Raw genomic sequence first — 21,988 nt, forward strand, 5'->3', positions numbered from 1 at the left:
CCACGCCCGGTTGCCCCGCCTTGGCTGGCGTAGGCACTCTTAGCATTACCCGTACATCTTTTTACGACTCCTGCAAGGATTGCTATAGTATTTTTAGTCAGTTATGGTTCCGATTATTTTAGATTCTAGCAAGCGGTGAAATCACTGTTTAGAAATTTGAACCTCCTTAACACTATATAGTGTTTATGCGTAAATCCTGATAAAATTAGAACGCTACAAAGCCTTTTCGCAGCAGGATGTGATGGAGTCGAAGCTGCTGGTTTGGTAAGACCAGATGCGATCGACTTACCAATAAAAACCGCCAGATTAATTTAAACTGATTAAAAATTAGGCTGCGAAAATCCGATGATCCACAAGAAGAACCGCAAAAAGTTACCTTTATTCGCAGCATTCTTAGTCTCGCCATTTATTTCTTGGTTCCTGAGTGCGATCGCACTATTTCTCAGTCTCTGGGTCATCGTACCAGCACCCACGATGTCCCTTTACCCTTTGGCGGTGGGAGCACCCGAAATCAGTCCTTGGTTGGTCGGTATCAATACGATCGCCCTTGTGCTGAACTTGCTCAGACGGCATCAAGGCAAAGTCTACATTATTTTACTGATTTGTAACCTGTTCGCCCTCATCCTGAGCCTGCTACCCCTGATGCAGTTTCCCGCAGCCAATGCAGCCATAGCTACCCAAATGCAAGCAGTTTTAGGGGAAAACTATTTAGCAGCAATTCCTCAAGCCGATCGCGCGCAGCTACGCCCTCAACCGTTTATCCTCGCAGATGCGTTCCGAGGAATTCCCATCAGAGACGTTAGGATCGATCGCACTATTGGATTTGCCAACCCTGACGGAGTTTCACTGCAACTAAACCTTTACCGGCCGATGCAAATTGGCAAATATCCAACGATTATCACCATCTACGGAGGAGCTTGGCAAAGAGGCAATCCCGATTACAATGAGGAATTCAGCCGCTACATGGCCGCCCAAGGCTATTGTGTGGTTGCAATTGATTACCGCCACGCTCCAAAATATCGATTTCCTGCTCAGCTTGAGGACGTACAAGCCGCTCTTTCCTATATCAAAACTCATGCTGCTGATTGGGAAATCGATCTCGATCGCATTGCTTTGATGGGAAGGTCTGCAGGTGCCCATTTAGCAATGCTAACTGCTTATGATTCTAGTGTGCTTCCCATAAGAGCAGTGGTGAACTATTACGGGCCAAATGACCTGATCCGGGGATACAATGACCCACCTTTTCCTGATGCCATAAACGTTCGAGCCGTCTTGCGTGCTTTTCTGGGAGGGACGCCAGACGAACTCAATGAGCTTTACCGTCGGGCTTCTCCCATAAATTATATTAAACCGAATCTTCCCCCTTCTCTACTGGTTTATGCAGGTCGCGACCATATCGTTCAGGCTAAGTTTGGTCGATCGCTATACGAACGATTGCGAGCCACGGGCGAGCGGGCTATTTTGCTCGAAATTCCTTGGGCTGAACACGCCTTTGATGCAGTTTTTAATGGGCCGAGCAATCAATTAGCTTTGTACTACACAGAACGCTTTTTGGCTTATGCTCTGAAGTCTTCGGATTACCAACGAGTTAAATAAAAGTTGAAACTTTATCATTAATTATCGCACCAACCTTGTAAGGATGCGGGCATAACTTTTGTTGACTATTTAAATGTAATTTAATTTTACCGAATCCCAGTGCAGGTAAAAGGTGCCCAGTAAAAAGGGTGAGAAAAAGGCTTTGATTCTTGACAATATTTATCTAAATTTTTGAGAGAGCCATAAATTTGTGTACCAATTATCTTATAGTTTTCGTATTCTTCATCGTATTGCTGATAGTCTGAGGAACCGGATGAGCAAGCATCTCGTTCTGCCTGGGATATTTTGCGGAGCGCGTGGATTTCTATAAGTTTGTGTTTCAAAAGTTCTGTGAGTTGGGGTTTATAACTAGCAGCTAGGGTATCGCCAGTAAGCTCTCGCAATTTAACTTGAGCTTGTCTAATAGCTTCTGTGCGATTCTTTCCCTGCTGCCACTCTTGATAGTAAAAAATGGAGAAAAGCGCCGTAGCTAAATCATCGACAGCCCAAAGCGTACTGATAACACTTCTGGCTCCCGCTGACAAGAAACCCGTTGAAAAACTAAGGATATCGCCAGTAATGTCAGTCAATCCCAATCCTGTTTCGCAGCAGGAAAGAAATACATCCGACAACTGAGGGAAACGCCATCCAGGAGTCATTAGCTGACCTAAAGTAATGCAGCCATCTCCTAAAATTAATGTCGATTCTAAGGGATTGTCGAGGCGGGACTGGGCGTGGTGGCTAGAGTGGAGGATTTGGACGGTTTGCGCCAGTTCTCGATAGTTACTAACTGTAGCTTGATGGCGACCTTTTAAGCGTCGATCGTCTGGGATACTATAAAGAACTGCCAGTTGCTCTCCTTCAAAGCTGGCACAAGGCAAGTCGCCCGTCGCATCTTCAATAGTGCCGCAGTTCAGATTACTGGCTAATGAAGGGCGTTGCTGGCAGAATTGTAGGACTTGACAACTAGGTGCATAACGAATGAGAAATTTGTCTCCTAAATAGCGGTTATCTCCGATGGGTAGTGCAGCGAAGGGGATGTGATGAAGGGCATAATGAGGAACTATAATCAGTTCGGAAATTCCTTCTAAATGCCACAAAATTAGGTCATTAAAATTTAAATTTTTTGCCAGTTCAGTTAGCATCCCTACTAACTCTTTTTTCCAAGAATCTTTATCCTCAACATATTGTCCTAACCAATTTTGGAAAATCCATCCGTGCAAAGCATCCAATCCTAAATCGGTGCAATTGTGTAGGGTAATCTCATTTTGCCGCACGACGAAGATCAAGGTGTCGCTTTCAGTGGTATAAAAGCTAAGAATAGCTGTAGTGGGTTTGTCGATCAGCTTCTGAATGGATGGGAAGTTGAGAGGATTGACTCGAATTTGACCAGCCAGAACCGGATCGAGACGGCGAAGTTGTTCCCAAATTTGGAGTTTTTCAGTTTCAAGAAAGTCAATTGTTTGATTGTAAGCTGCTAGTGCTGCGCGACTGTTATCAAGTTTGCTGTTATCAAAGTCGTTGCTAGGTTGATTGCGCCCTCGTTCCTTGTCAATTTGCTGCTGTAGCCGTTCAAAATCCTGTAAATACTGTTGAATTTCAGCAGGAATTTCTGCACTTGAATAGAGATCATTGCTTGCCATTAAGTCTACAAGGCGTTTTGAGCGCGATCGCTCTACGTATTCAACAGCTTTATCTAACTGCTTATTATTGATGCAAGCTTGCACGATGTTTGCATAAATGTCGATCGCCTCTGACAAAATTTCTTGGCGGCGAAATTCAGAAGTTGCCCAAGTACGGCTGGTTTCTACGGCTTCGATCGCGATACCGTATCCCTCAATGGCTAACTGCCAATCTTTAATTACAAATGCTATGTTTCCAAGGGTTTCTCCAGCCTTCAAGCATTCAAATGGAAAAGCTGTTGGCGTACAAACTTTCAAAGCAGATTGATAAGATGCGATCGCTTTTTCGCGTGATTCCACCATTAAGTAACATTTACCCAGATTCATTTGAGCCATAGCCCACTCTCTAGGAAAATCATCGGGGTTAAAGACTTTTAAAGCAGCTTGATGGGCAGCAATAGCTATTTCTAAATTCTCATTTCGATCGCCGTTAAGTCGATGCACGTAAGCGTTGCCCAGATTCGTTTGCACTCCTGCCCAATCTGCGGGAAACTCGTCTTGAGTGTAAACTTGCAAAGCTTCTTTGTTAGCTGCGATCGCCTTTTCAACATTTTCTACCCGATCGCCATGAAGCCGGTGGCGGTAAGCAGAGGCAAGATTCATGTGAGTTTGCGCCCAAAGTTCCGGGGATTCTTCGCGGGTGCGGAATAACAGGGCATTTTCATAACAGGCGATCGCTTGTTCCAAGTTTTCTGCCCTGTCGCCACAAATGCGATCGCGGTAAATAATACCCAGATTGTTTTGGACTTGAGCCCATGATTTCGGATTTGCTTCGCGGGTGTAAACTTCCATTGCTGCCAAACAAGCGGTTCTTGCTAATTCGGCATTCTCTAATCTATCTCCGCGAATTCGATTGCCATAAGCAAGAGCCAAAGTATTTTGAATTGCTGCCCACATTTCTGGAAAGGATTCGCGGGTATATACTTGTAGGGCATTTTGGCAGCAGGCGATCGATCGTTCTTGATTTTGGGCCCAATCTCCTTTAAAACGGTGATGATAAGCACTGCCAAAAAACATCTGACAATTTGCCCATTCTTCTGGAGTAGATTCGCGGGTTAAGACAGTAGCAGCAATTTCATAACCTGCGATCGCAATCTCTAAATTATTAGCTTGATTTCCTTTTTTAAATTCATGGATGCACAGACTTAAACCTATAATGCCAGCAGCAATTTCTTTTTTCCGTTCTGGTGGCACTTCAGATAGCACAGCAAACGAGCGAGATCGCAACACCTTAATAAAGTGTTCATCAAGTCGATCTTGGTTAGCTTCAAGCACAATGTTAACTTTTGGCAGTCCCCTGAAAAAATGCTTGTCGAGTCTATCTGGGTTTGTTTCCACCAACCTGTCAAGGGTGTCGAGTCTATCTGGGTTTGTTTCCGCCAATCGATCGACAGTTGGGAAATTTCTTTGACTTTCGTTAAGAGCTTTGAATAATTGAAACAATAAACGAGCGCGAGTTTCCTTTTGGATGGAATCCCACTGTTCGGGAAATTTTTCTTGAGTAAAAACAGCGGCCGCAACTTCGTAGCCTGCCTTAGCAATCTTCCAGTTGTTCTCTTCATCGCCTTTATCAAAATGTTGAATCAGGCTGCTAAACTTGAGAATTGCCGCTGCTAGATTGATTTCTTCTGCTGGGCCTAATTCAGATAAGAGTAATTCTTCAGATAAGACTAATTGTATATGGTTTAATCTTTCTACTAAACTGTCGTTCAGTTGCTCTAGGTTATCTTCCAGAAGTTGGTAGAAGGCTTGCGGATTAGTCTCGCTTTCGATAGCTGTTTGCAAAGCTCGATCTAGAAACTGCCCTAATGAAGTTATTTGCTGGATTTGAACATTTTGCAGTAGGTCTAAAATAAAAGGAGAGCCTGAGCGAGCGGCATATTCTCTGGCTTTTTCGCGTTCTCCACAGGCGAGGCAAAGCGTTACTATTTGTAGGTAAGCATAATTTTTTAGGGAAATTTGTTGATGTAAAGATTCAGAATCACCCCAACGGCTGAGCATCTCTACAGCTTCAATTACAATCTCAAAACCTTCAAAAGCTTCTGCCTTTTTGCCAGTAGCCAATGCTACCTTTCCCAACTCAAGTCCGGTTTCGATGCACTCTCTAGGGAATGAAGCAGGTGTAAAGACTTTTAATGCCGCTTCAAAACAGGTTAAAGCATTAGCAGTTTGTGCCAATTTGCGGTAAGCAAAACCCAAATCTAACTGGGTTTTAGCCCATCTTTCTGGATAGGTTTCGAGAGTATAAATTTGTAAGGCTGCTTGGTAGGCTGCGATCGCCCGTTCCTGGTTCTGGATTTTGTCCCCTAAAATCCTTTCGCTATAGGCAAGACCAAGGTGAAATTGGCTACTAGCCCAATCAGAATCAGTGCGAACTTTTAAGGCAACTTGATAACAAGCGATCGCTTTCTCGAAATTTTGCGCTCGCTCTCCTTCAACTCGGCGAGTGTAAGCAAGTGCCAGGTTATTTTGTAGTGTTCCCCAAAGTTCAGGATCTCGATCGCGGCTAACAACTTGCAAGGCTGTTTCATAACAGGCGATCGCCTTTTCTAAATTCTCAGCTTTATCTCCGACGATTCTGTCACTGTAAACAAGACCGAGGTTATTTTGTACCATCGCCCACTCTTGGGGAGAAGTATCGCGAGTGAAAATTTGCAAAGCATTGGTGCAAGCGGTTAGGGCTTTTTCAATGTTTTCGGAGCGCTCGCCCCAAATCCGATTCCGGTAAGCAGGGGCTAAATCAAATTGGATTTGCGCCCATACTTGTAGGTAAGCCTCACGAGTAAAAATTTTGGCAGATCCTTCAAAACCTGCGATCGCAATTTCCAGGTTAATTGCCCTATTGCCCAGTGGAAACAGCCAGAGCATTTTGCAGAAAGATATCAGAAAAAGTGCGATCGCTTTTTTTAGTTTTGGCTCGCTTTTCAGGAGCGTGTAATTTATCCAAATACAAAAGTGTCGCAAAAAAACTTCATTGTTAGTTGCTAAAAGCTGGTAAACAGTTTGTTGGTCACTTGGGTTTAGCAGAATTGTCCGCAATACTTCCCACAAGAAAGCTGGAGCTTTAACAAAAGAGCCTGTTACTGGCGACCCATGTGTTTCTATGTAAGAACTGTATAAAAAATCAGCCAAATCAATTAAAAATTCAGCACTATAAAACTCCCTCTGTCCTACCAGAATTGTAGCGACCATTTCCATCATTTCGACCAAACCAACATCTACCAAATCCGCGTGCTTCCTTAAAATCTTGAGTTCCTTACCGCGAGGACATTTGAGAAGCGCTTGAATCAGCTTGAAATAAGCTGTCTGACGTTTTGTCGTTTGGGGAGCTTTCTTCGGGCCGAATCCTTTTGCCATATTCTTTACAGGTTACGAAGGGGAGACTACATATATACATCAGCCATCCGCTCCAAAATTACGCAGCATCTCTCCATATTTCTGCTAACTTCTCCAGCAGTGCTTCGGCTAAATCTTGTAAATCAGTGTCGGCGCTATCTGCACTTTCACGAGTAAACTCCCCTCCTGCGGTACTTCCAGCTAACATCTCTCCCGCTGCGTACCGCCACTCGTACTCCTCGCAAGTTCGATAAATACGCTCTAATTGGGCAACAATATTGCTCCGCGATTGAGTTTCTATCTGATCTCGCACTTGTACCGCCACCGGATCGTCTGTTTCTAAGAAGGCGATGGCTTCTTCTAAACGAGTAATCTGTTCAATTAAAGTGTCGATCGGCATTAATTCTGCTACCGCTAACTGTTGCGGTGGATTTGAGCTATCTAAGCTGGGAGCAAATCCCAATAGTTGTACGGAGTCTAAGCAATCGCTAAATTGTACTCCCACATATCCAATCCGATTTTCTATTACTTCTTCGGGTAAGAAGATGGTTTTTTCACCCGGTAAAACTGGGCGGCATTCTAAGGAGCCAATGCCAGGAATTACCAAGTCACCGACATTAGCTAGCGCCGTTTTTGCTGGATTGAAGCTATCGGAAGAATTCAAATCTGTTTCAATTAGCAGCCATTTTAAATAGCTGTGAACTGCGTAAACTGCCAGTGCATTCAAGTAAACTCGTTTTCCTTTTTGGACTGTACTTTGAACGGCTGCCAACTGTCGGGCCCTTTCGTGAGCTCTTAACTCTAGCGGTACTGTTAATAGAGGGATTTCTGCGATGTTCATGGTTGTGATTCCTGTTTATATCCTATAGAAAGGGCTATTTCTTGCAACAAAGGTTCGCATTTTCTCTTCCAGTGAGAATTAAGAGTGGTGTATTTGACATTTAACTCATTTGCTAAGTCTCGAAATGTGTCAGGCGGGTCTTTTAGCACTCTTCTTTTGCTGAGTAATTGGCAGTTGCACGTCGGGTAAGAACCAGGGCAGCTATTTCTTAGCTTCCCTTCTGGATCTTGCTCGATATATAGTTCTAGTTCGAGACCAATTCGCTGAGTGGTTTCTTTCTGAGCGTTTTCAATCATGCCATCCAACCCACTGAGCGTAAAATCTGGTAATAGTTCGAGCCGAGTTGTTTCCCCAATATCTGCTGCGAGCGGAGCATCTAAACTAAGAGGAGCATCTTTGTCAGGAGAATATAAATCTTGAATTCGCCAACGCAGGTAGCCGTTAATCCAGTTAACCAAACTTTTTGAAACAGAAGATTGGCGCGACTCAAATTTAGCAATCTCGCGACTGGCCCATTCCAAAGTAAGGTTGAGGGCAGCAGGATAATTTTGATGCTCTGATTTTTTGAGTCCTGGTAGTTGTTGAATTTCCAATAACAGCTTGTGCATGGTTGTTCGCCATTTTCTACTGTTAGCTGGGTTGTGGCGCACCTCTGCTATTAGAGCGCTTAACCGTCCATCTAGGTCATCCATGCGACTTTTTTGAGGAGCAAGTTAGTTTGTTTATTAGCTAGGAAAATTCGCGACGGTGCGAAAATCCTAAGCTATTTTCTCATGTGGTTGAGCTCTTTGTGTGCGTAAGTTCTTGCCGGGAGGAGGTTCGAGGCTATTTCCACGCGAATTATTGCAACTGAAGCAGGCTAAACGCAGGTTGGAGAGTGCGTTAGACCCGCCTCGGCTTTTCGGGAGTAAGTGTTCGATAGTTCTTTCTGATTTCTGCATCGACTTGTTGCACCAGTGGCAGCGGTTTCCGTACAGTTCCAGAAGTTGGCGTCTCTTGTTGCGTCTTGAAGCTGGGGACATAAAGCTTTGGGAGGCTCACGGCTGTTACGTGTTCATTTACGTATCAGCTACCTGCTAAAAATTTACGCAGCAGTTTCTAACAGAGGGATAACACTTTCCTTAAGTCTTTTCATCACATTGAAAGGAACTTAGGATTGAGAATTAAATAACTTAGAATTTTGATGGTTCTTGTGGGATGGGCGTCCCGCCCGTCCAGAAAGGGCGGGCGGGACGCCCAACCCCTACAGCCCACTTTCAAGAGTGTAAATTATTTAATTCGCGATCCTTAAATACGCAGTTATACGTCTGTCGCTTGTTGTATAAGAGAGTCGGTGATTTTGTGAGAAGTTAAATTTTTAGTCTGATGACGATTGCTCAAAAGTTTGAAAAAGCGAGATCCCTTTCTTCCCAAACTATATATAGTGTGCCTGGGTAAGTCCTGTAAATGTACGATCGCCCCCCTGTTTCAGCGCCCCGCCTCCTGTTACACTGGACTCCTGCGGTTGTGTGCGATCGGTGCGATCGACCTTTCTGAAAAAAAAACAGAATTCTGTAGTCTACGATACTTTTATTTCATTAATGATTGTTTAGACTCTCCAAGTGTAGATTGTGAACTCTCCATAATTCTCCAAAACCCCTAAACGAGTGCGTTGTTTGCTGGACTGCGATTTATCGATCGTCGAACCGTTAAAAACCATAAGTAGTTTTGACCTGAATTCATCGGAATTGATTCGCACAAAATTTTTGAGCTGACCAGAGTGAAGATTAGCTACTAAATCTGTGGCAGCGCAGGCATCTATCATTTTGACTCAAATTAGTACAGGCTCTTGTCATCTATTTTATTGCTGCTAATAACCGAAATCCAACCGCATCTCACACTGGATTGTCACGCCCGATGGACGGCGAAGTAATTCCGCCTCGCTCCTCCAATCTTTTAGAGCCTGCCAAAAAAGGCATCCTCCCAAAAGTTAGCCTTGACAAAAAATCTTGGGTAAATCCAACATATTCGTCAATCGTTAGACTTTGGCTAACATCTATTTTTTCTCAAATACTCGTCCCGCAATACCAATAAAAATAACCATGAGTGGAAACGAATCGCGCGTTCAAGCAATTTCTCAAATCGTCAACCGCAAACTGATGCCTAGTCGGCCTCCCAAGCGGCTAGAAGATATGTGGGCAACAGACGTTTTTACACTGAGCAAGATGCAAGAAAGTCTGCCCAAAAGCATTTTCAAATCAGTAAAAAACACCGTTCAAACCGGCCAAAAACTCGATGCTTCCGTAGCTGATGTAGTTGCAGTAGCAATGAAAGATTGGGCTATTTCCAAAGGAGCCCTGTACTACGCCCACGTATTCTACCCGCTAACCAACGGCACCGCCGAAAAGCACGACGGTTTCATCTCAGTACAAGGCGACGGCTCCGTCATCTCAGAATTTGCAGGCAAAGTTCTCGTACAAGGCGAACCCGATGGTTCCTCATTCCCCAACGGCGGCATCCGTTCCACCGCCGCCGCTCGCGGATATACAGCCTGGGATGTCACCAGCCCTGCTTATGTCATGGAAACAGACAACGGCATGACATTGTGCATTCCCACTGTTTTCATCTCCTGGACAGGTGAAGCCTTAGACAAGAAAACGCCGCTTTTGCGTTCCATTGCCGCCATGAACAAAGCAGCAACCCGAGTGTTAAAGCTATTAGGAAATACCGAAGTTGCTCCGGTCAATTCCAGTTGCGGTTCCGAACAAGAATACTTCCTAGTAGATGCCAATTTCACCAACAACCGCCCCGATTTACTGCTAGCAGGTCGCACCCTGTTTGGCAAACCTCCTGCGAAAGGTCAGCAATTTGACGACCACTATTTTGGAGCGATTCCAGAGCGCGTTCAAGTCTTCATGCAGGAAGTAGAAGAAAAAATGTACAGGCTGGGAATTCCTGCCAAAACCCGCCACAACGAAGTAGCTCCCGGTCAGTTTGAAATTGCACCAGTTTTTGAAGCTGCAAACGTCGCTAGCGACCACCAACAATTAACCATGACAATTCTCCGCAACACAGCGAAGAAACACGGTTTTATGTGTTTGCTGCACGAGAAGCCTTTCGCCGGCATTAACGGTTCCGGCAAACACGTCAACTGGTCGGTTGGCAATGCCACCCAAGGTAACTTGTTAGACCCAGGCGATACACCGCACTCGAACATACAATTTCTAGTTTTCTGCGGCGCTGTGATTCGCGGAGTTCACAAATACGGGCCGCTATTGCGCGCGGTAGTTGCTACTGCCAGCAACGACCACCGATTGGGTGCAAATGAGGCTCCACCAGCAATTATCTCTGTCTATTTGGGTTCGCAATTAGAAGATATCTTCGGGCAAATTAGCCGGGGAGAAGTTAAGGACTCTAAAGGTCGGGGAATTATGAACTTAGGTGTAGAAACACTGCCTACTTTCATGAAGGATGCTGGAGACAGAAACCGGACTTCGCCCTTTGCCTTTACTGGCAACCGATTTGAATTCCGGGCAGTAGGTTCCGGTCAGTCTGTTTCCGGGCCACTGGTGGCGATGAATACAATTCTTGCAGACTCTTTGGACTGGATTGCTAACAAATTAGAAAGCGATTTGGCTAACGGAACTGAACTGAATGCTGCCATCCAAACCATTCTCAAAGAAGTGATGGACGAGCACGGTGCGGTTGTATTTGGTGGCGACGGCTATTCGGAAGAATGGCACAAAATGGCTGTTGAGGAACGGGGTTTAGCTAACTTGCGGACTACGGCCGATGCTTTGCCCGTGCTGAAGGAAGGATACATTGAAGACTTGTTTGAAAAGACAGGTGTTCTGACTCCCGTTGAATTGGAAAGCCGTTACGATGTTTATGCAGAGCAGTATTTGCTGGCAATTGAAGTCGAAGCAAAACTGGTAATAAGCATGGCAAAAACCATTATTTACCCCGCAGCGGTGAGGTATTTAGCTGAAATTTCCGGCACGGTTTCTAAGTTGAAAGAAATTGGGATTGAACTGGAAAAGGAAACTGCCGAAAAAGTAGCGGTGCTGGTTAAGTCAATGATGGATACTGCGAGCAAATTGAGTGCTGCTTTGAGCAAGCACGATTTTGCTTCGACAGAAGACCATATGCAGTATGCTTCGCAAACAATTCGTCCTTTGATGGATGAGGTTCGCAAGTATGCCGATGCTCTGGAAGGTGAAGTGGCTGATGATTTGTGGCCTCTGCCTACTTATCAGGAAATGCTGTTTGTTAAGTAATAGCAAACAAATTCGGTTAATTGCAGGTTAGAGTTGTAAGGACACGGCAGTGCCGTGTCCTTACTTGTTTTTGAGCTTAAATGAGTGTGACGCTGCATCTGTCAGAGTTATTAAATGCGAGCGAGAGTAAGAGTTGTGAAGAGTGTTGAGATACCGTTCAACAAATTTATAGGCGTAGAAAAAGTAATATTGCAGCGAAAAGCTATTATGCGAATTCAATCTCTCTTGAAACAAATGACTCTGGCGGCTCTAGCTCTAATTTTTGCGATAAGTTGCAGTCAAGAGACTCCGAACGTAAACTCTTCCCCTGAAGCAAGTACCTCTAGCAGCTTTAAAGTGGGGTTGGTCGTCACAGGACCTAAAGACGACAACAGTTGGGCTCAAGCCTGCTTTGAAGGGTTAAACCTAATCAAAGATAAATTTAATGCTCAGGTAGACTTTACTGGCATTGACGGTGAAGATAGTGAAGCTACCCTTCGCAAATATGCCCAGTCAGGCTATGACCTCGTAATTGCAGCCAGTGGTGGCTATATCAAAGCTGCCGAAAAAGTCGCTAAAGAATTTCCGCGCACGAAATTTGCCCTGATTACGACGCATCCAGGGAATAACAGAAATTTGGGGGCTGTTGCCTTTCGATCGGGTGAGGTGGGGTACCTCACAGGCGCTTTGGCTGCCATGAAGACCAAGAGCAATAAAGTTGGCTATATTGTGGGTGCACCTTATCCGGTTTACAAAGAAGAAGAAGCCTTGTTTAGGCGCGGAGTGAAGGCAACGAATCCCTCTGTTCAAGCTTCGACTGCTTTTCTCAACAGTTGGATTGATACGGACAAAGCCACCAAAGTCGCAACGGATATGGTTGCCTCTGGAGTAGATGTTTTGGCAATCAACGCGGATGAGGCAGGGTTAGCCGCGCTACAAGCCGTTACGCAAAAGCCAGGAGTCCTTGTGATTGGTTGGGGAAAGGATCAGTACAAACTGGCTCCCGGCAAAGTCCTAACTAGCGTTCTGGAGGACATTCCCAATCTGGTGCTCAATGCGGCCGTGTTAACTCAGAAAGGTCGCTGGGAAGGAAAACTTTACAAGTTTGGGCTCAAGGAAAAGATCTATGACTTTGCCCCTTTCCGTGGCACTCTCACCTCTCAGGAAGAGGACACTTTCAAGAGCCTTCGAGAAGCTGTGACGACTGGCAAAATCGATGTTTCTCCTTAGTGCGCCGATTAATTGATTTACCAATATTGAGCCTAAATCCGATGAAAAATCAACGCCAAGATCGCACTCAGCAGATTGCCACAAGCTCCCGTTCTCATCCCTGGCAACGCTTCTTCTCTATTGCAAATCAGCTCCGCTATAATTTGATATTTTTGGTTCTCCTGAGCATACTGCCCACAGGTGGCTTGCTGATCTACCTCAGCTTTCAGGCGCAGATCCAGCAATCGCGATCGCTCCAACAAGAGCGTAGTCAGATAGCAGCAGGGCAGATTGATAATTATCTAGATGACTTGACACAAAAACTGAGCTATTTAGCTAGGGTCAAAGGACTCACCAACTTTCAACATCAAGTGCAGCAGAGCCTGTTGGAAGGGTTGACTCGTCATAATGATGCTTATGAAGCCGTTGCCATTTTGAACCAGAAGGGACAAGTTGTCACGTCAGTTTCACCCTACGAACCGCTCAAGTTAGAAAATCCAGCCAATTCGCCACTGTTTATTCGTGCCTTTAAACAACAGGAAGATTATGTCAGTTATGTAGAAATTGATCCTAAAACTCACCAACCAACCACCATTCTGGCGGTTCCGATTCGGAATGAGCGAGATGAGGTGGATGGGGTGCTATTAGCAAAGATAAATCTCAACTTTCTCTGGTTTGTTGTTTCCCAAACGGAGGTGGGCAAAACGGGTTATGTTTATGTAGTCGATGAGCGTAATTTTATGATTGCTCAAAAGGGTAGTAAGCCAGAAACTTTTCAACTTCAAGATATTTCTCAGCGCCCCTTCTTTCAATTCTTGAAAGCATCCGAAGATACTAAGCGCCTTAACGTTTATCAGGGTCTAAAGCAGGTAAAAGTATTGGGAGCCAGTACCTTAATTCCGAGCGTGAATTGGAATGTGGTTGTAGAACTGCCAACGGCTGAGGCCTATGCTCCCGTTTACCAAATGCTCTCAATTATGGGAGGCTCATTGGCGGTGGTGACGATCCTTGCTGTTGGCATTGGCTTTCTATTTATTCGGCAAATTGTGGTGCCGCTACAGCGCTTAACTACGGCAGCTACTCAACTCAGTGCGGGGCAATTAGAGACGCGGGTCAACATCGACAGCCAAAACGAATTGGGGACATTGGCGATCGCATTTAACAATATGGCAACCCAGTTAGAGGAACTGATTACAGCAGTTGAAGTGGAACGGAATTTTGTTTCAGCTATTCTTGAAATTGCAGGTGCCCTGGTAGTTGTACTCGACCCGCAGGGACAAATCGTTCGCTTTAACCGAGCTTGCGAACAAATGACTCATTACTCGTTTAGTGAAGTGAAAGGGCGCTACATTTGGGAATTGTTCCCGAACTCAGACTTAGCAGGACTTGCCAAAACTACTTTTGAGTCTTTACAATCTGGTAATTTTCCCCAGCAGTATGAAGGCAGTTGGGTGAGCAAAGATCAACAACTCACAGTGATTGCCTGGTCAGATACTGCTTTAGTGGATAATCGAGGTGAAATTGGGTACATCATCAAAACAGGGATTGACATTACTCAACGGAAACAGGCAGAAGAGGAACTCAAAGCGTCGGAACAGCGACTATCTTGTCTATTTCGCCAAAGTGCACTAGCAATTGTGGAATGGGATTTAAACTTTAAAGTCAGGGCCTGGAATCCAGCGGCAGAGCAGATTTTTGGTTACACGGCTCAAGAGGCGATCGGACACCATGTCACAGAATTAATTGTACCTGCGTCTGCCAGAGAGATAGTCGATCAAGTTATGAACGAGTTGTTGATTGAGACCGGAGGAATCTACAGCGTCAACGAAAATATTACGAAAAACGGCAAAACCATTATTTGCGAATGGTTCAATACGCCTTTAGTAGGGGAGGGTGGAAAGATTGTTGGAGTTGCATCTTTGGCACTGGATATTACTGAGCGCAAGCAAGCCGAAGCTGCGTTAAGGCAAGCAAAAGAGGAAGCTGAGGTTGCACTCAAAACCTTACAGCAAACTCAGGCACAGCTTATTCAGGCAGAGAAAATGTCAGGTTTGGGGCAACTGGTTGCTGGTGTTGCTCACGAAATTAATAATCCAGTCAACTTTATCTATGGCAACCTGAGCCATACTTCTGACTACACGCAAAATTTACTAGAGTTGATTCAGCTTTACCAGCAAACCTATCCAACTAATACCCAAATTCAGGAAAAAATTGAAGAGTTCGATCTGGACTACATTAGTGAAGATTTGCCCAAAATCCTGACTTCAATGAAGGTAGGAGCCGATCGCATTCGTCAAATTGTCCTGTCGCTACGAAACTTCTCGCGGCTCGATGAGGCAGACAAGAAGCCCGTTGATATCCACGAGGGAATTGACAGCACATTGATGATTTTGCAAAATCGACTGAAGGCAAAACCGGAGCATCCTGCTATTGAAATTTTTAAAGAGTACGGCGATTTACCGCTAGTAGAGTGCTATGCCGGACAGTTGAACCAAGTCTTTATGAATATTCTGGCAAATGCGATTGATGCTTTAGAAAACTACGACAATCAGCGTTGTCTAAAAGACATCCAAAAGAATCCCAGTCGCATCACTATTCGGACTAAGCTAGTTACAAACGAAACTCAGGCCGGTTATTCTAAAAACGTGGTGATTCAATTTCAAGATAATGGGCCTGGGATGACGGAAACTGTTAGACAACAGGTGTTCAATCCCTTCTTCACCACGAAACCAACTGGTAAAGGAACTGGATTAGGGCTATCCATCAGTTATCAAATTGTAGTTGATAAGCACGGTGGCTTAATCCAGTGCTTCTCTCAACCCGATCAAGGAACAGAGTTCCGCATTGAAATTCCTGTTTTGCAAAGCGGTGCTGTAGCACTTGTTGGTAAATAACTGCGATCGCATTCCTCATATAGAGCCTTTCTCAGAAAGATGAGGTACTATCCGGCATAGGGCATAGGGCATAGGGCATAGGGTATAGGGCATACCTCACTTTTTTGAGAACCGCTATAGCGTTTCTGATGATAGACACCTATGAACGGCATTGTGGGTTTTGAGAGGGATGTTATATCATTCGGGTGCAACGGGAATTGATATGAGTAGCAATGGAGACGATCGCCGGAAAGTGGTTCTATAATACCAGCCGATCGCCCCCAACCACCTCAAAACCGACTTAATATCATCGGCTAATCAAACGATTTGCTGGCTAGAAGGTTCCCCACTAGCAGGAGGCTCTACCGTATCGCCAAAGGCAATCCGCAGAAAAGGCGGAGCCAAAAAAGTCGTCAGAATCACCATAATAATAATCGACACTTCCAACGGTTTATCCAAAACCCCACTCGCCGAACCGATGCCGGCAAATACTAAGCCGACTTCGCCCCGAGGAATCATCCCCACTCCGATCGCCAATCGATTGATTCCTGGCAGACCAAACACCACCCAACCAGTCACCAGCTTGCCAAAAATCGCAACCACAATCAAGAATACGGCAATCAAAAGACCAGCCCGATTATCCGGCACTGTTGGGTTCAAAACCCCCAAATCCGCCCGAGCTCCCACGGTTACAAAAAAGATGGGAACCAGGAAATCCGCGATGGGTTTCACCAGTTCATCCAACTCGTTGCGGGCATCGCTTTCATCCAACACCAAACCAGCCGCAAACGCACCCAAAATCGCTTCGAGATGAATTGCGTTCCCCAGAAAAGCCATGAAGAAAGCAAAGATAAATGCCGGGATGACTATATTGCCGCGAGTTTTGAGTTTCTCCACGACCGCAGTGAAGGTTTTGTTGAAGATACCGCCCAACAGAATAGAACCCAACAGAAACGCAGTTGCACTGACAATCAAATAGATGACATTAACAACATCAATTTCACCGGTTTTCGCTAAACTGGCGACAACAGCCAGGACAATAATTCCTAGCACATCATCAATCACCGCTGCACCAACAATGATTTGACCTTCTTTAGATTTGAGTTGTCCTAATTCCGACAAAACTTTGGAGGTAATTCCGATGCTGGTTGCTGTCAAAGCAGCCCCCGCAAAAATCGCCGGAATCGCCGCCGTGTGGAAAATGAGCATCAAACCCGCAGTACCGGCAGCAAAGGGAACTGCCACGCCCACACAAGCGACAACGACAGCTTGAACGCCCACTTCCTTGAGTTGTCTGATATCCGACTCTAAGCCAATTTCAAACAGCAGAATAATTACGCCCAATTCAGCTAGCACTGAAATAACTTCACTCTGCGATTCAAACACACTGGTAAGCGCGGCAGGAGACAGATGATTAATCGATTGCAAAACTGTCATAATCCCTGAGTTGGATGCTGACAGCCCTGCTTCGGGAAAAACGACTAGGTGTAAAGCAGATACGCCAACAATTACCCCTGCTACAAGTTCACCCAAAACAGGTGGGAAATCGAAGTTTCTAGCCGCTTCTGCGCCTAATTTACTGGCGAGATAAATCACTACCAAAGTGAGCAAAACTCCGCTGAGGACGATCGGCGAATTTTCTGCCTCGACTGTTGCTAACAAAGGTATGGGAGCAACTAGGGATGCCATTCCAGAACTTAAAGCTGTAATTGTATTGTTCCAAAACATGGTTAAGATGATGGTAAGAAAGACGATTCTACGCTGACTGTTGACTGTTGACTGTCAACTGTTGACTGTGATTCGGAAAATTGATAACTGTTACATATTGGGTAGCCACTTAAGTCAACATGACTATTAAGCAAAACTTGAAGAACCCAAATCTGGCGGTACATCCTGCCAGCGCCCTTGTCCGACTGCTTGAATTGCTTCTTTTAGCAAGATATCGCCGGTATAAATTGCCCTACCGACGATCGCACTTTTGACACCAATTGGTTCCAAAGCCAGCAAACTTAACAAATCGGCGATCGAACTAACGCCACCGGAAGCAATCACCGGAATCGAAATAGCGTTAGCAATTTCGCGCAAAGATTCCAAATTCGGCCCTTCCATAGTACCGTCGCGGTGAATGTCGGTGTAAATAATTTCAGCCGCCCCTAACTCGGCCATTTTTTGTGCCAATTCTGTGGCTAAAACTTCCGAAGTTTCTAGCCAGCCTCTAGTAGCAACTTTACCATTTCTGGCGTCGATGCCGACCAGAATTTGAGTGGGAAATTCGGCGCACAATTCGCCGACTAATTGCGGTTGTTCGACGGCGACAGTGCCAAGAATGACGCGCCGGACGCCTAAATTGAGGATACCAGCAACAGAAGCGCGATCGCGCATTCCCCCACCTACTTGACAGGGAACGTCTACTGATCGGACGATCGCTTCAATGGCTGCTTGGTTGACTGGATGACCTGCTTTGGCGCCATCGAGGTCTACTAGATGCAGCATTGTCGCGCCTTCATTTACCCACTGTCTGGCGACTTCGACGGGGTTGTCGTTAAAAGTTTGAGACTTCCCGTAGTCTCCCTGATACAATCTGACGCATTTTCCCTCCAATAAGTCGATCGCGGGAATTACATTCATAATTTTTCCTCAAATTGGTAATTATACCAGCTAAAACTTGAGGCAAGCTCCCCACCCATACATAATCATTCATTATAAATTTTATAATCTAAAGGAAATATATTATTACGATTACCTAATACCATTTATTTGTGACATTCGCAAGCGCTATTAAGATGAAACATAATCGCCGAAGAAAGCGTTGACCATAAAGGAGTATTGACCTCGGCTTTTTGCAAAGCTTCTGCCGTCCAGTCGTTGCAAGTTCTCAAAACATAGTAACTGCCTTTTGCTTCATAAAAACTGTCGCTGTTACCGTAGCCGTAGCTAATTTTCATTTTCTTACCTACTGCGTCTAATTGAAATGAATTTTTAATAAAATTTACTATTCTCCAATAATTTTTGCCGCTAATTCTAACACATTTGGTTTCTATATCTGGGGGGACAATCCGATAACTTTGAACGTGTACGGTAGACGGAGTAGCGATAAATAGGGCTTTGAAAGCTGTAACTGGGTTAATACTTCCTGATGTGGAAGTTTCCAGCATAAAAGCTCTATCTCCCCACCCAAAAGACAAGTATTTATAATCAGAAGTGGCATCCCGCCCTATTTCAGTTAGCGGTAAAAATTGATTCCAGTCAAAATATTCATTTTTAACGGGAACGATGATTTCGGTGTGGATACCTTGGTTGGAAATGTATAGAGAGATTGTGCAATCTGCTTGCGAGTAATTTCCCCACTTTCTGGGAGTGAGATAGCCAATTGTTAAGAAAGCGCTCAAAAATAAGATGACAATTCCTAAGCGCTGTATGATTTTTCTCATTTTAACCGTGGGTTTCAAATTCTGGCTTTGGAGGGCGGGCGCTGCATCTTTGTGGGAAAGAATTCTTGCAAAGCAGAATTGCGCTGTTCGGGGGTTTCCCTCGCCCAATTCGACAAACTTTCGTAGAAAAAGAACGACACGCCAGCGAAATCTCTTTTTCGCACTTCTTGCACTTGTTCTTGAATTTGTTTGAGGGGGACTGAATTATTTTTAAGACCTGTTAAAATGCCGATCGCAGTTGGAATGTTAAATTTAGCCAATTTAACTTCTTCCCGTTCTAGTTCGGCACTAAAACGCTTGATATCGCTGCGATAAACCTGCAACACAATTTCTTGGATGTAGCCGCGTCTTTCCCAGGTAAACCAGTCCTGCAAGTGGGCGGGTAAAGAAAAGTGAAAAGGGTTCGGAGATAAGCTGACAATACATTTTTCTTTGCGGGATTTGATGGCGCGGGAAACTCGCCCCACGAAGTCGTTGATTTTGTCAGCGCGCCAGCGCACCCAGAAGGTTTCGCGGGGGTCGTCGGAGGGAGGACTTTTGATTTGTTCCTGATACATTGACACTGTTAACGACTCATAGCCAAACTCTACTGGCAAGCCGAAATGGTCGTCAAATTGAATGCCATCTATATCATAATTATCGACAATTTCTATGATTAAATCTAAGATAAATTGCTGAACTTCGGGATGAAAGGGATTCAGCCAAACTCGATCGTGTTTGCCTTCTTTCCAAATAGTTGAACCGTCGCGTCGCTGCGCCAGCCAATCGGGGTGAAGTGCGGCTAATTCCGATTCGGCCGGAGCCATGAAACCAAACTCAAACCAGGGGATTACTGCTATACCTTTTTGATGGGATTGTGCTATAATTTCTTTGAGAATGTCTCGGTCTTTCAATCCGGGCGATGGGTCGATCGACTGTCCGAATACTCGTTGGGCAGCAGCGCTCGGATAAAGCGTATAGCCTCCTTGCCAAACCGTGGGATAGATGGTATTGAAATTGAGTCGATCGAGTCGATTTACAGCGTCAATGATGTTGTTGCGGGAGAAAATAACGTCGCTGTCGATGTTAGTCAGCCAGACGCCGCGCAATTCGGTTGTTGGGGTTTGGGGGCGGGTTTGAGCCAACAGACGCGGGGATAATATGGCGGAGGAGGTAAGGGCGATCGTAAAAACAACTATTAAAGCCAGTATCCGCTGCCATTTGTGCAATTTAATCATCAATTTGTCGGAAATATGATTATTTTTAGACTGATATTTTACCGTATAATTAGCTTGTTAGGGTGCGTCAGCGAGGGTTATTTTATTAAAAGTCGATTGAACATTTCCTGACCCACCTACTACTTTTGATATTATTTCGGGTCAACGATTGTACCCATAAATAATATTGTTCCTGTAGTATTGTCTCGAATGGCACAAAAGAATGGACGGTTTACATTCATTTGAAAAGGCGATGCAGATCTGGTTAACTGGATAGAAGTGATGGCGGCTGCTTCTGTGCCTTCTTCGTTAACTTCGACAAATGTCTTATGTTTTACTGAGGCTACTGCTACGTTGTCATCAGTCATCGGAGAAAAATCGGCTTTTGAGATATCAAAAATTCCTGCCATGCCCAACGCTGTGAGTGTGTTTTGGAGTTCAACTTCATACTCTATTTGGAAGCGGGGTATTTCAATTGTAGCATTTATGTGTGTAAATTCTTGCATCCATTCATTCCAATTTTCTGCTGTTAGTTGCTGCAAGAAAGTTTCCAAGTTGCTATTTAATCGGGGCAAAAAAATATACATACTCAGAGAACCTTGTTTGCCGTAAGGTAAACTAACTGCTTCAAATTTGTCTGTTTCGTAGTACCAATAAAAGCCTTTCTGAGACATCATCGGATGCTGTTTTGAAATGCCATTGGGTAAAAAGAAAGTTTTGTTGGCAGTTTGAGATTTATCAAAGGGGGTTTTCCAGTTGCCTTTGAAATAGATAGCATTAATCAAAAATAAGACTTCACCGGGGGTAATTTTATCGACAATTTTATCAATTTTCCCTTGAGTTTTTTGGCTCACCCAGTTGTTAATGATGCTAAGAGCTTGCGGATTCATAAAGTCTAGTTCGGTAAGATTAGAATTGTAATATTGTTGATTTGTTTGCATAAATTCTGGTTTTAAGGAGAAGCCTTGTTGCGCCCAAAGCGAGTTAGCAATTAATACTTGGACATTGGAATCAACTTTCTGAAAACTATTTTGCAAAGCTTGATTGGCTGCGTTAATTTCTTGGGGAGTCATTCCCGTTAATTCGAGAACTTTTGTCATTTCTTGTTTGGTTTCTCCGCTAACTCCGTTGTATGCCATTGACAGGGCGAGGGCAACAGAAGTAGGGGAAATAAAGATATTTTGATTCGGCTGTTGTTTGGTGAGGGTGTTGAACAAGTTAAAACCAAATTTGGTATTAGCTGCAACAAGTCTGGCGTCTACATTTCTCTGGTTGTTAGGGGGTGTCATCGCTACAGCTTTTGAGTGATTAGGATTGGCGAGGTGGATGGGGTTAATTTTCAGTGACGGCGCTAATTCTGCGAAAATTGCTAATGTAATGATGGCGACAGTAGCCAGCCTGCTTTTCCATGACATAAGAGTTATCTTTGGTTGATATTTTGGGTGGTGTTGTTTCACATTTTTACCTCTTTATTTTGTGTGTATCGACTGAGAACTAAAATTTTTGAGAGTTTAATATAGTAAGGAGTGTAGGGGAGCATCTCATATTTGTAAAAACACTTCTTCTGGCTCCTTCCTTCTTCCTCTTTTCTCCTGGCTCCTGACTCCTGA

13 protein-coding genes are annotated in these 21,988 nt (G+C 44.6%); 4 read left to right on the forward strand and 9 right to left on the reverse strand.

The window, feature by feature from the left end; all coding sequences use genetic code 11:
• Positions 1-345: 345 nt before the first annotated feature.
• Complete coding sequence (locus tag QUB77_RS02450; protein ID WP_333173360.1) at positions 346-1,596, forward strand: alpha/beta hydrolase; 1,251 nt, start codon at positions 346-348, stop codon at positions 1,594-1,596.
• Positions 1,597-1,682: 86 nt separating this feature from the next.
• Here the strand turns inward: QUB77_RS02450 and QUB77_RS02455 are convergent, their stop codons facing one another.
• From QUB77_RS02455 to QUB77_RS02470, 4 genes are all read right to left on the reverse strand, one after another.
• Positions 1,683-6,614, reverse strand: a complete 4,932-nt coding sequence (locus QUB77_RS02455; RefSeq protein ID WP_333173362.1) for a CHAT domain-containing tetratricopeptide repeat protein — start codon at positions 6,612-6,614, stop codon at positions 1,683-1,685.
• Positions 6,615-6,672: 58 nt separating this feature from the next.
• Positions 6,673-7,434, reverse strand: a complete 762-nt coding sequence (locus QUB77_RS02460) for a DUF1822 family protein (protein WP_333173364.1) — start codon at positions 7,432-7,434, stop codon at positions 6,673-6,675.
• Entirely contained in the window at positions 7,431-8,126 is a 696-nt protein-coding gene (locus QUB77_RS02465) for a hypothetical protein (protein ID WP_333173367.1), read from the reverse strand. Before QUB77_RS02465 ends, QUB77_RS02460 begins: the two co-directional genes overlap by 4 nt.
• Positions 8,127-8,192: 66 nt before the next feature.
• Positions 8,193-8,456, reverse strand: coding sequence for an HNH endonuclease (locus tag QUB77_RS02470; protein WP_333173369.1), 264 nt, complete (start codon positions 8,454-8,456; stop codon positions 8,193-8,195).
• Between the two features lie 1,059 nt (positions 8,457-9,515).
• Between QUB77_RS02470 and QUB77_RS02475 the strand changes: the two genes are divergently transcribed.
• From QUB77_RS02475 to QUB77_RS02485, 3 genes are all read left to right on the forward strand, one after another.
• Positions 9,516-11,690, forward strand: a complete 2,175-nt coding sequence (locus QUB77_RS02475; RefSeq protein ID WP_333173371.1) for a glutamine synthetase III — start codon at positions 9,516-9,518, stop codon at positions 11,688-11,690.
• Positions 11,691-11,897: 207 nt separating this feature from the next.
• The gene (locus QUB77_RS02480) at positions 11,898-12,899 is read left to right on the forward strand and encodes a BMP family protein (RefSeq protein ID WP_333173373.1); all 1,002 of its coding nucleotides are present in this window, start codon (positions 11,898-11,900) and stop codon (positions 12,897-12,899) included.
• A 41-nt stretch (positions 12,900-12,940) separates the two neighbouring features.
• Positions 12,941-15,772, forward strand: coding sequence for a PAS domain S-box protein (locus QUB77_RS02485; RefSeq protein ID WP_333173376.1), 2,832 nt, complete (start codon positions 12,941-12,943; stop codon positions 15,770-15,772).
• A 297-nt stretch (positions 15,773-16,069) separates the two neighbouring features.
• Here the strand turns inward: QUB77_RS02485 and QUB77_RS02490 are convergent, their stop codons facing one another.
• The 5 genes from QUB77_RS02490 to QUB77_RS02510 form a co-directional block, all read right to left on the reverse strand.
• On the reverse strand, positions 16,070-17,440 hold the full coding sequence (locus QUB77_RS02490; protein WP_333173377.1) for a cation:proton antiporter: 1,371 nt from the start codon (positions 17,438-17,440) through the stop codon (positions 16,070-16,072).
• 165 nt (positions 17,441-17,605) lie between these two features.
• Positions 17,606-18,379, reverse strand: a complete 774-nt coding sequence (hisA, locus tag QUB77_RS02495; RefSeq protein ID WP_333173380.1) for a 1-(5-phosphoribosyl)-5-[(5-phosphoribosylamino)methylideneamino]imidazole-4-carboxamide isomerase — start codon at positions 18,377-18,379, stop codon at positions 17,606-17,608.
• A 125-nt stretch (positions 18,380-18,504) separates the two neighbouring features.
• Positions 18,505-19,182: a TIGR02117 family protein gene (locus QUB77_RS02500; protein ID WP_333173382.1), complete on the reverse strand. Its 678-nt coding sequence runs from the start codon at positions 19,180-19,182 to the stop codon at positions 18,505-18,507.
• A gap of 14 nt (positions 19,183-19,196) precedes the next feature.
• The gene (locus QUB77_RS02505) at positions 19,197-20,399 is read right to left on the reverse strand and encodes a glycoside hydrolase family 10 protein (protein WP_333173384.1); all 1,203 of its coding nucleotides are present in this window, start codon (positions 20,397-20,399) and stop codon (positions 19,197-19,199) included.
• A 131-nt stretch (positions 20,400-20,530) separates the two neighbouring features.
• Positions 20,531-21,793 carry a serpin family protein gene (locus QUB77_RS02510; RefSeq protein WP_333173387.1) on the reverse strand — a complete coding sequence of 421 codons (1,263 nt, stop codon included), beginning with the start codon at positions 21,791-21,793 and terminating at the stop codon, positions 20,531-20,533.
• Positions 21,794-21,988 lie beyond the last annotated feature (195 nt).

Origin of the sequence: Microcoleus sp. AT9b-C3 (assembly GCF_036705485.1) — a bacterium.
GTDB lineage: Bacteria > Cyanobacteriota > Cyanobacteriia > Cyanobacteriales > Microcoleaceae > Microcoleus.

Bases quoted from the DNA above. Each gene is read 5' to 3' on its own strand.
- QUB77_RS02450 (WP_333173360.1), top strand. From the start codon at position 346: ATGATCCACAAGAAGAACCGCAAAAAGTTACCTTTATTCGCAGCATTC.
- QUB77_RS02455 (WP_333173362.1), bottom strand. From the start codon at position 6,614: ATGGCAAAAGGATTCGGCCCGAAGAAAGCTCCCCAAACGACAAAACGT.
- QUB77_RS02460 (WP_333173364.1), bottom strand. From the start codon at position 7,434: ATGAACATCGCAGAAATCCCTCTATTAACAGTACCGCTAGAGTTAAGA.
- QUB77_RS02465 (WP_333173367.1), bottom strand. From the start codon at position 8,126: ATGGATGACCTAGATGGACGGTTAAGCGCTCTAATAGCAGAGGTGCGC.
- QUB77_RS02470 (WP_333173369.1), bottom strand. From the start codon at position 8,456: ATGTCCCCAGCTTCAAGACGCAACAAGAGACGCCAACTTCTGGAACTG.
- QUB77_RS02475 (WP_333173371.1), top strand. From the start codon at position 9,516: ATGAGTGGAAACGAATCGCGCGTTCAAGCAATTTCTCAAATCGTCAAC.
- QUB77_RS02480 (WP_333173373.1), top strand. From the start codon at position 11,898: ATGCGAATTCAATCTCTCTTGAAACAAATGACTCTGGCGGCTCTAGCT.
- QUB77_RS02485 (WP_333173376.1), top strand. From the start codon at position 12,941: ATGAAAAATCAACGCCAAGATCGCACTCAGCAGATTGCCACAAGCTCC.
- QUB77_RS02490 (WP_333173377.1), bottom strand. From the start codon at position 17,440: ATGGCATCCCTAGTTGCTCCCATACCTTTGTTAGCAACAGTCGAGGCA.
- hisA (WP_333173380.1), bottom strand. From the start codon at position 18,379: ATGAATGTAATTCCCGCGATCGACTTATTGGAGGGAAAATGCGTCAGA.
- QUB77_RS02500 (WP_333173382.1), bottom strand. From the start codon at position 19,182: ATGAGAAAAATCATACAGCGCTTAGGAATTGTCATCTTATTTTTGAGC.
- QUB77_RS02505 (WP_333173384.1), bottom strand. From the start codon at position 20,399: ATGATTAAATTGCACAAATGGCAGCGGATACTGGCTTTAATAGTTGTT.
- QUB77_RS02510 (WP_333173387.1), bottom strand. From the start codon at position 21,793: ATGTCATGGAAAAGCAGGCTGGCTACTGTCGCCATCATTACATTAGCA.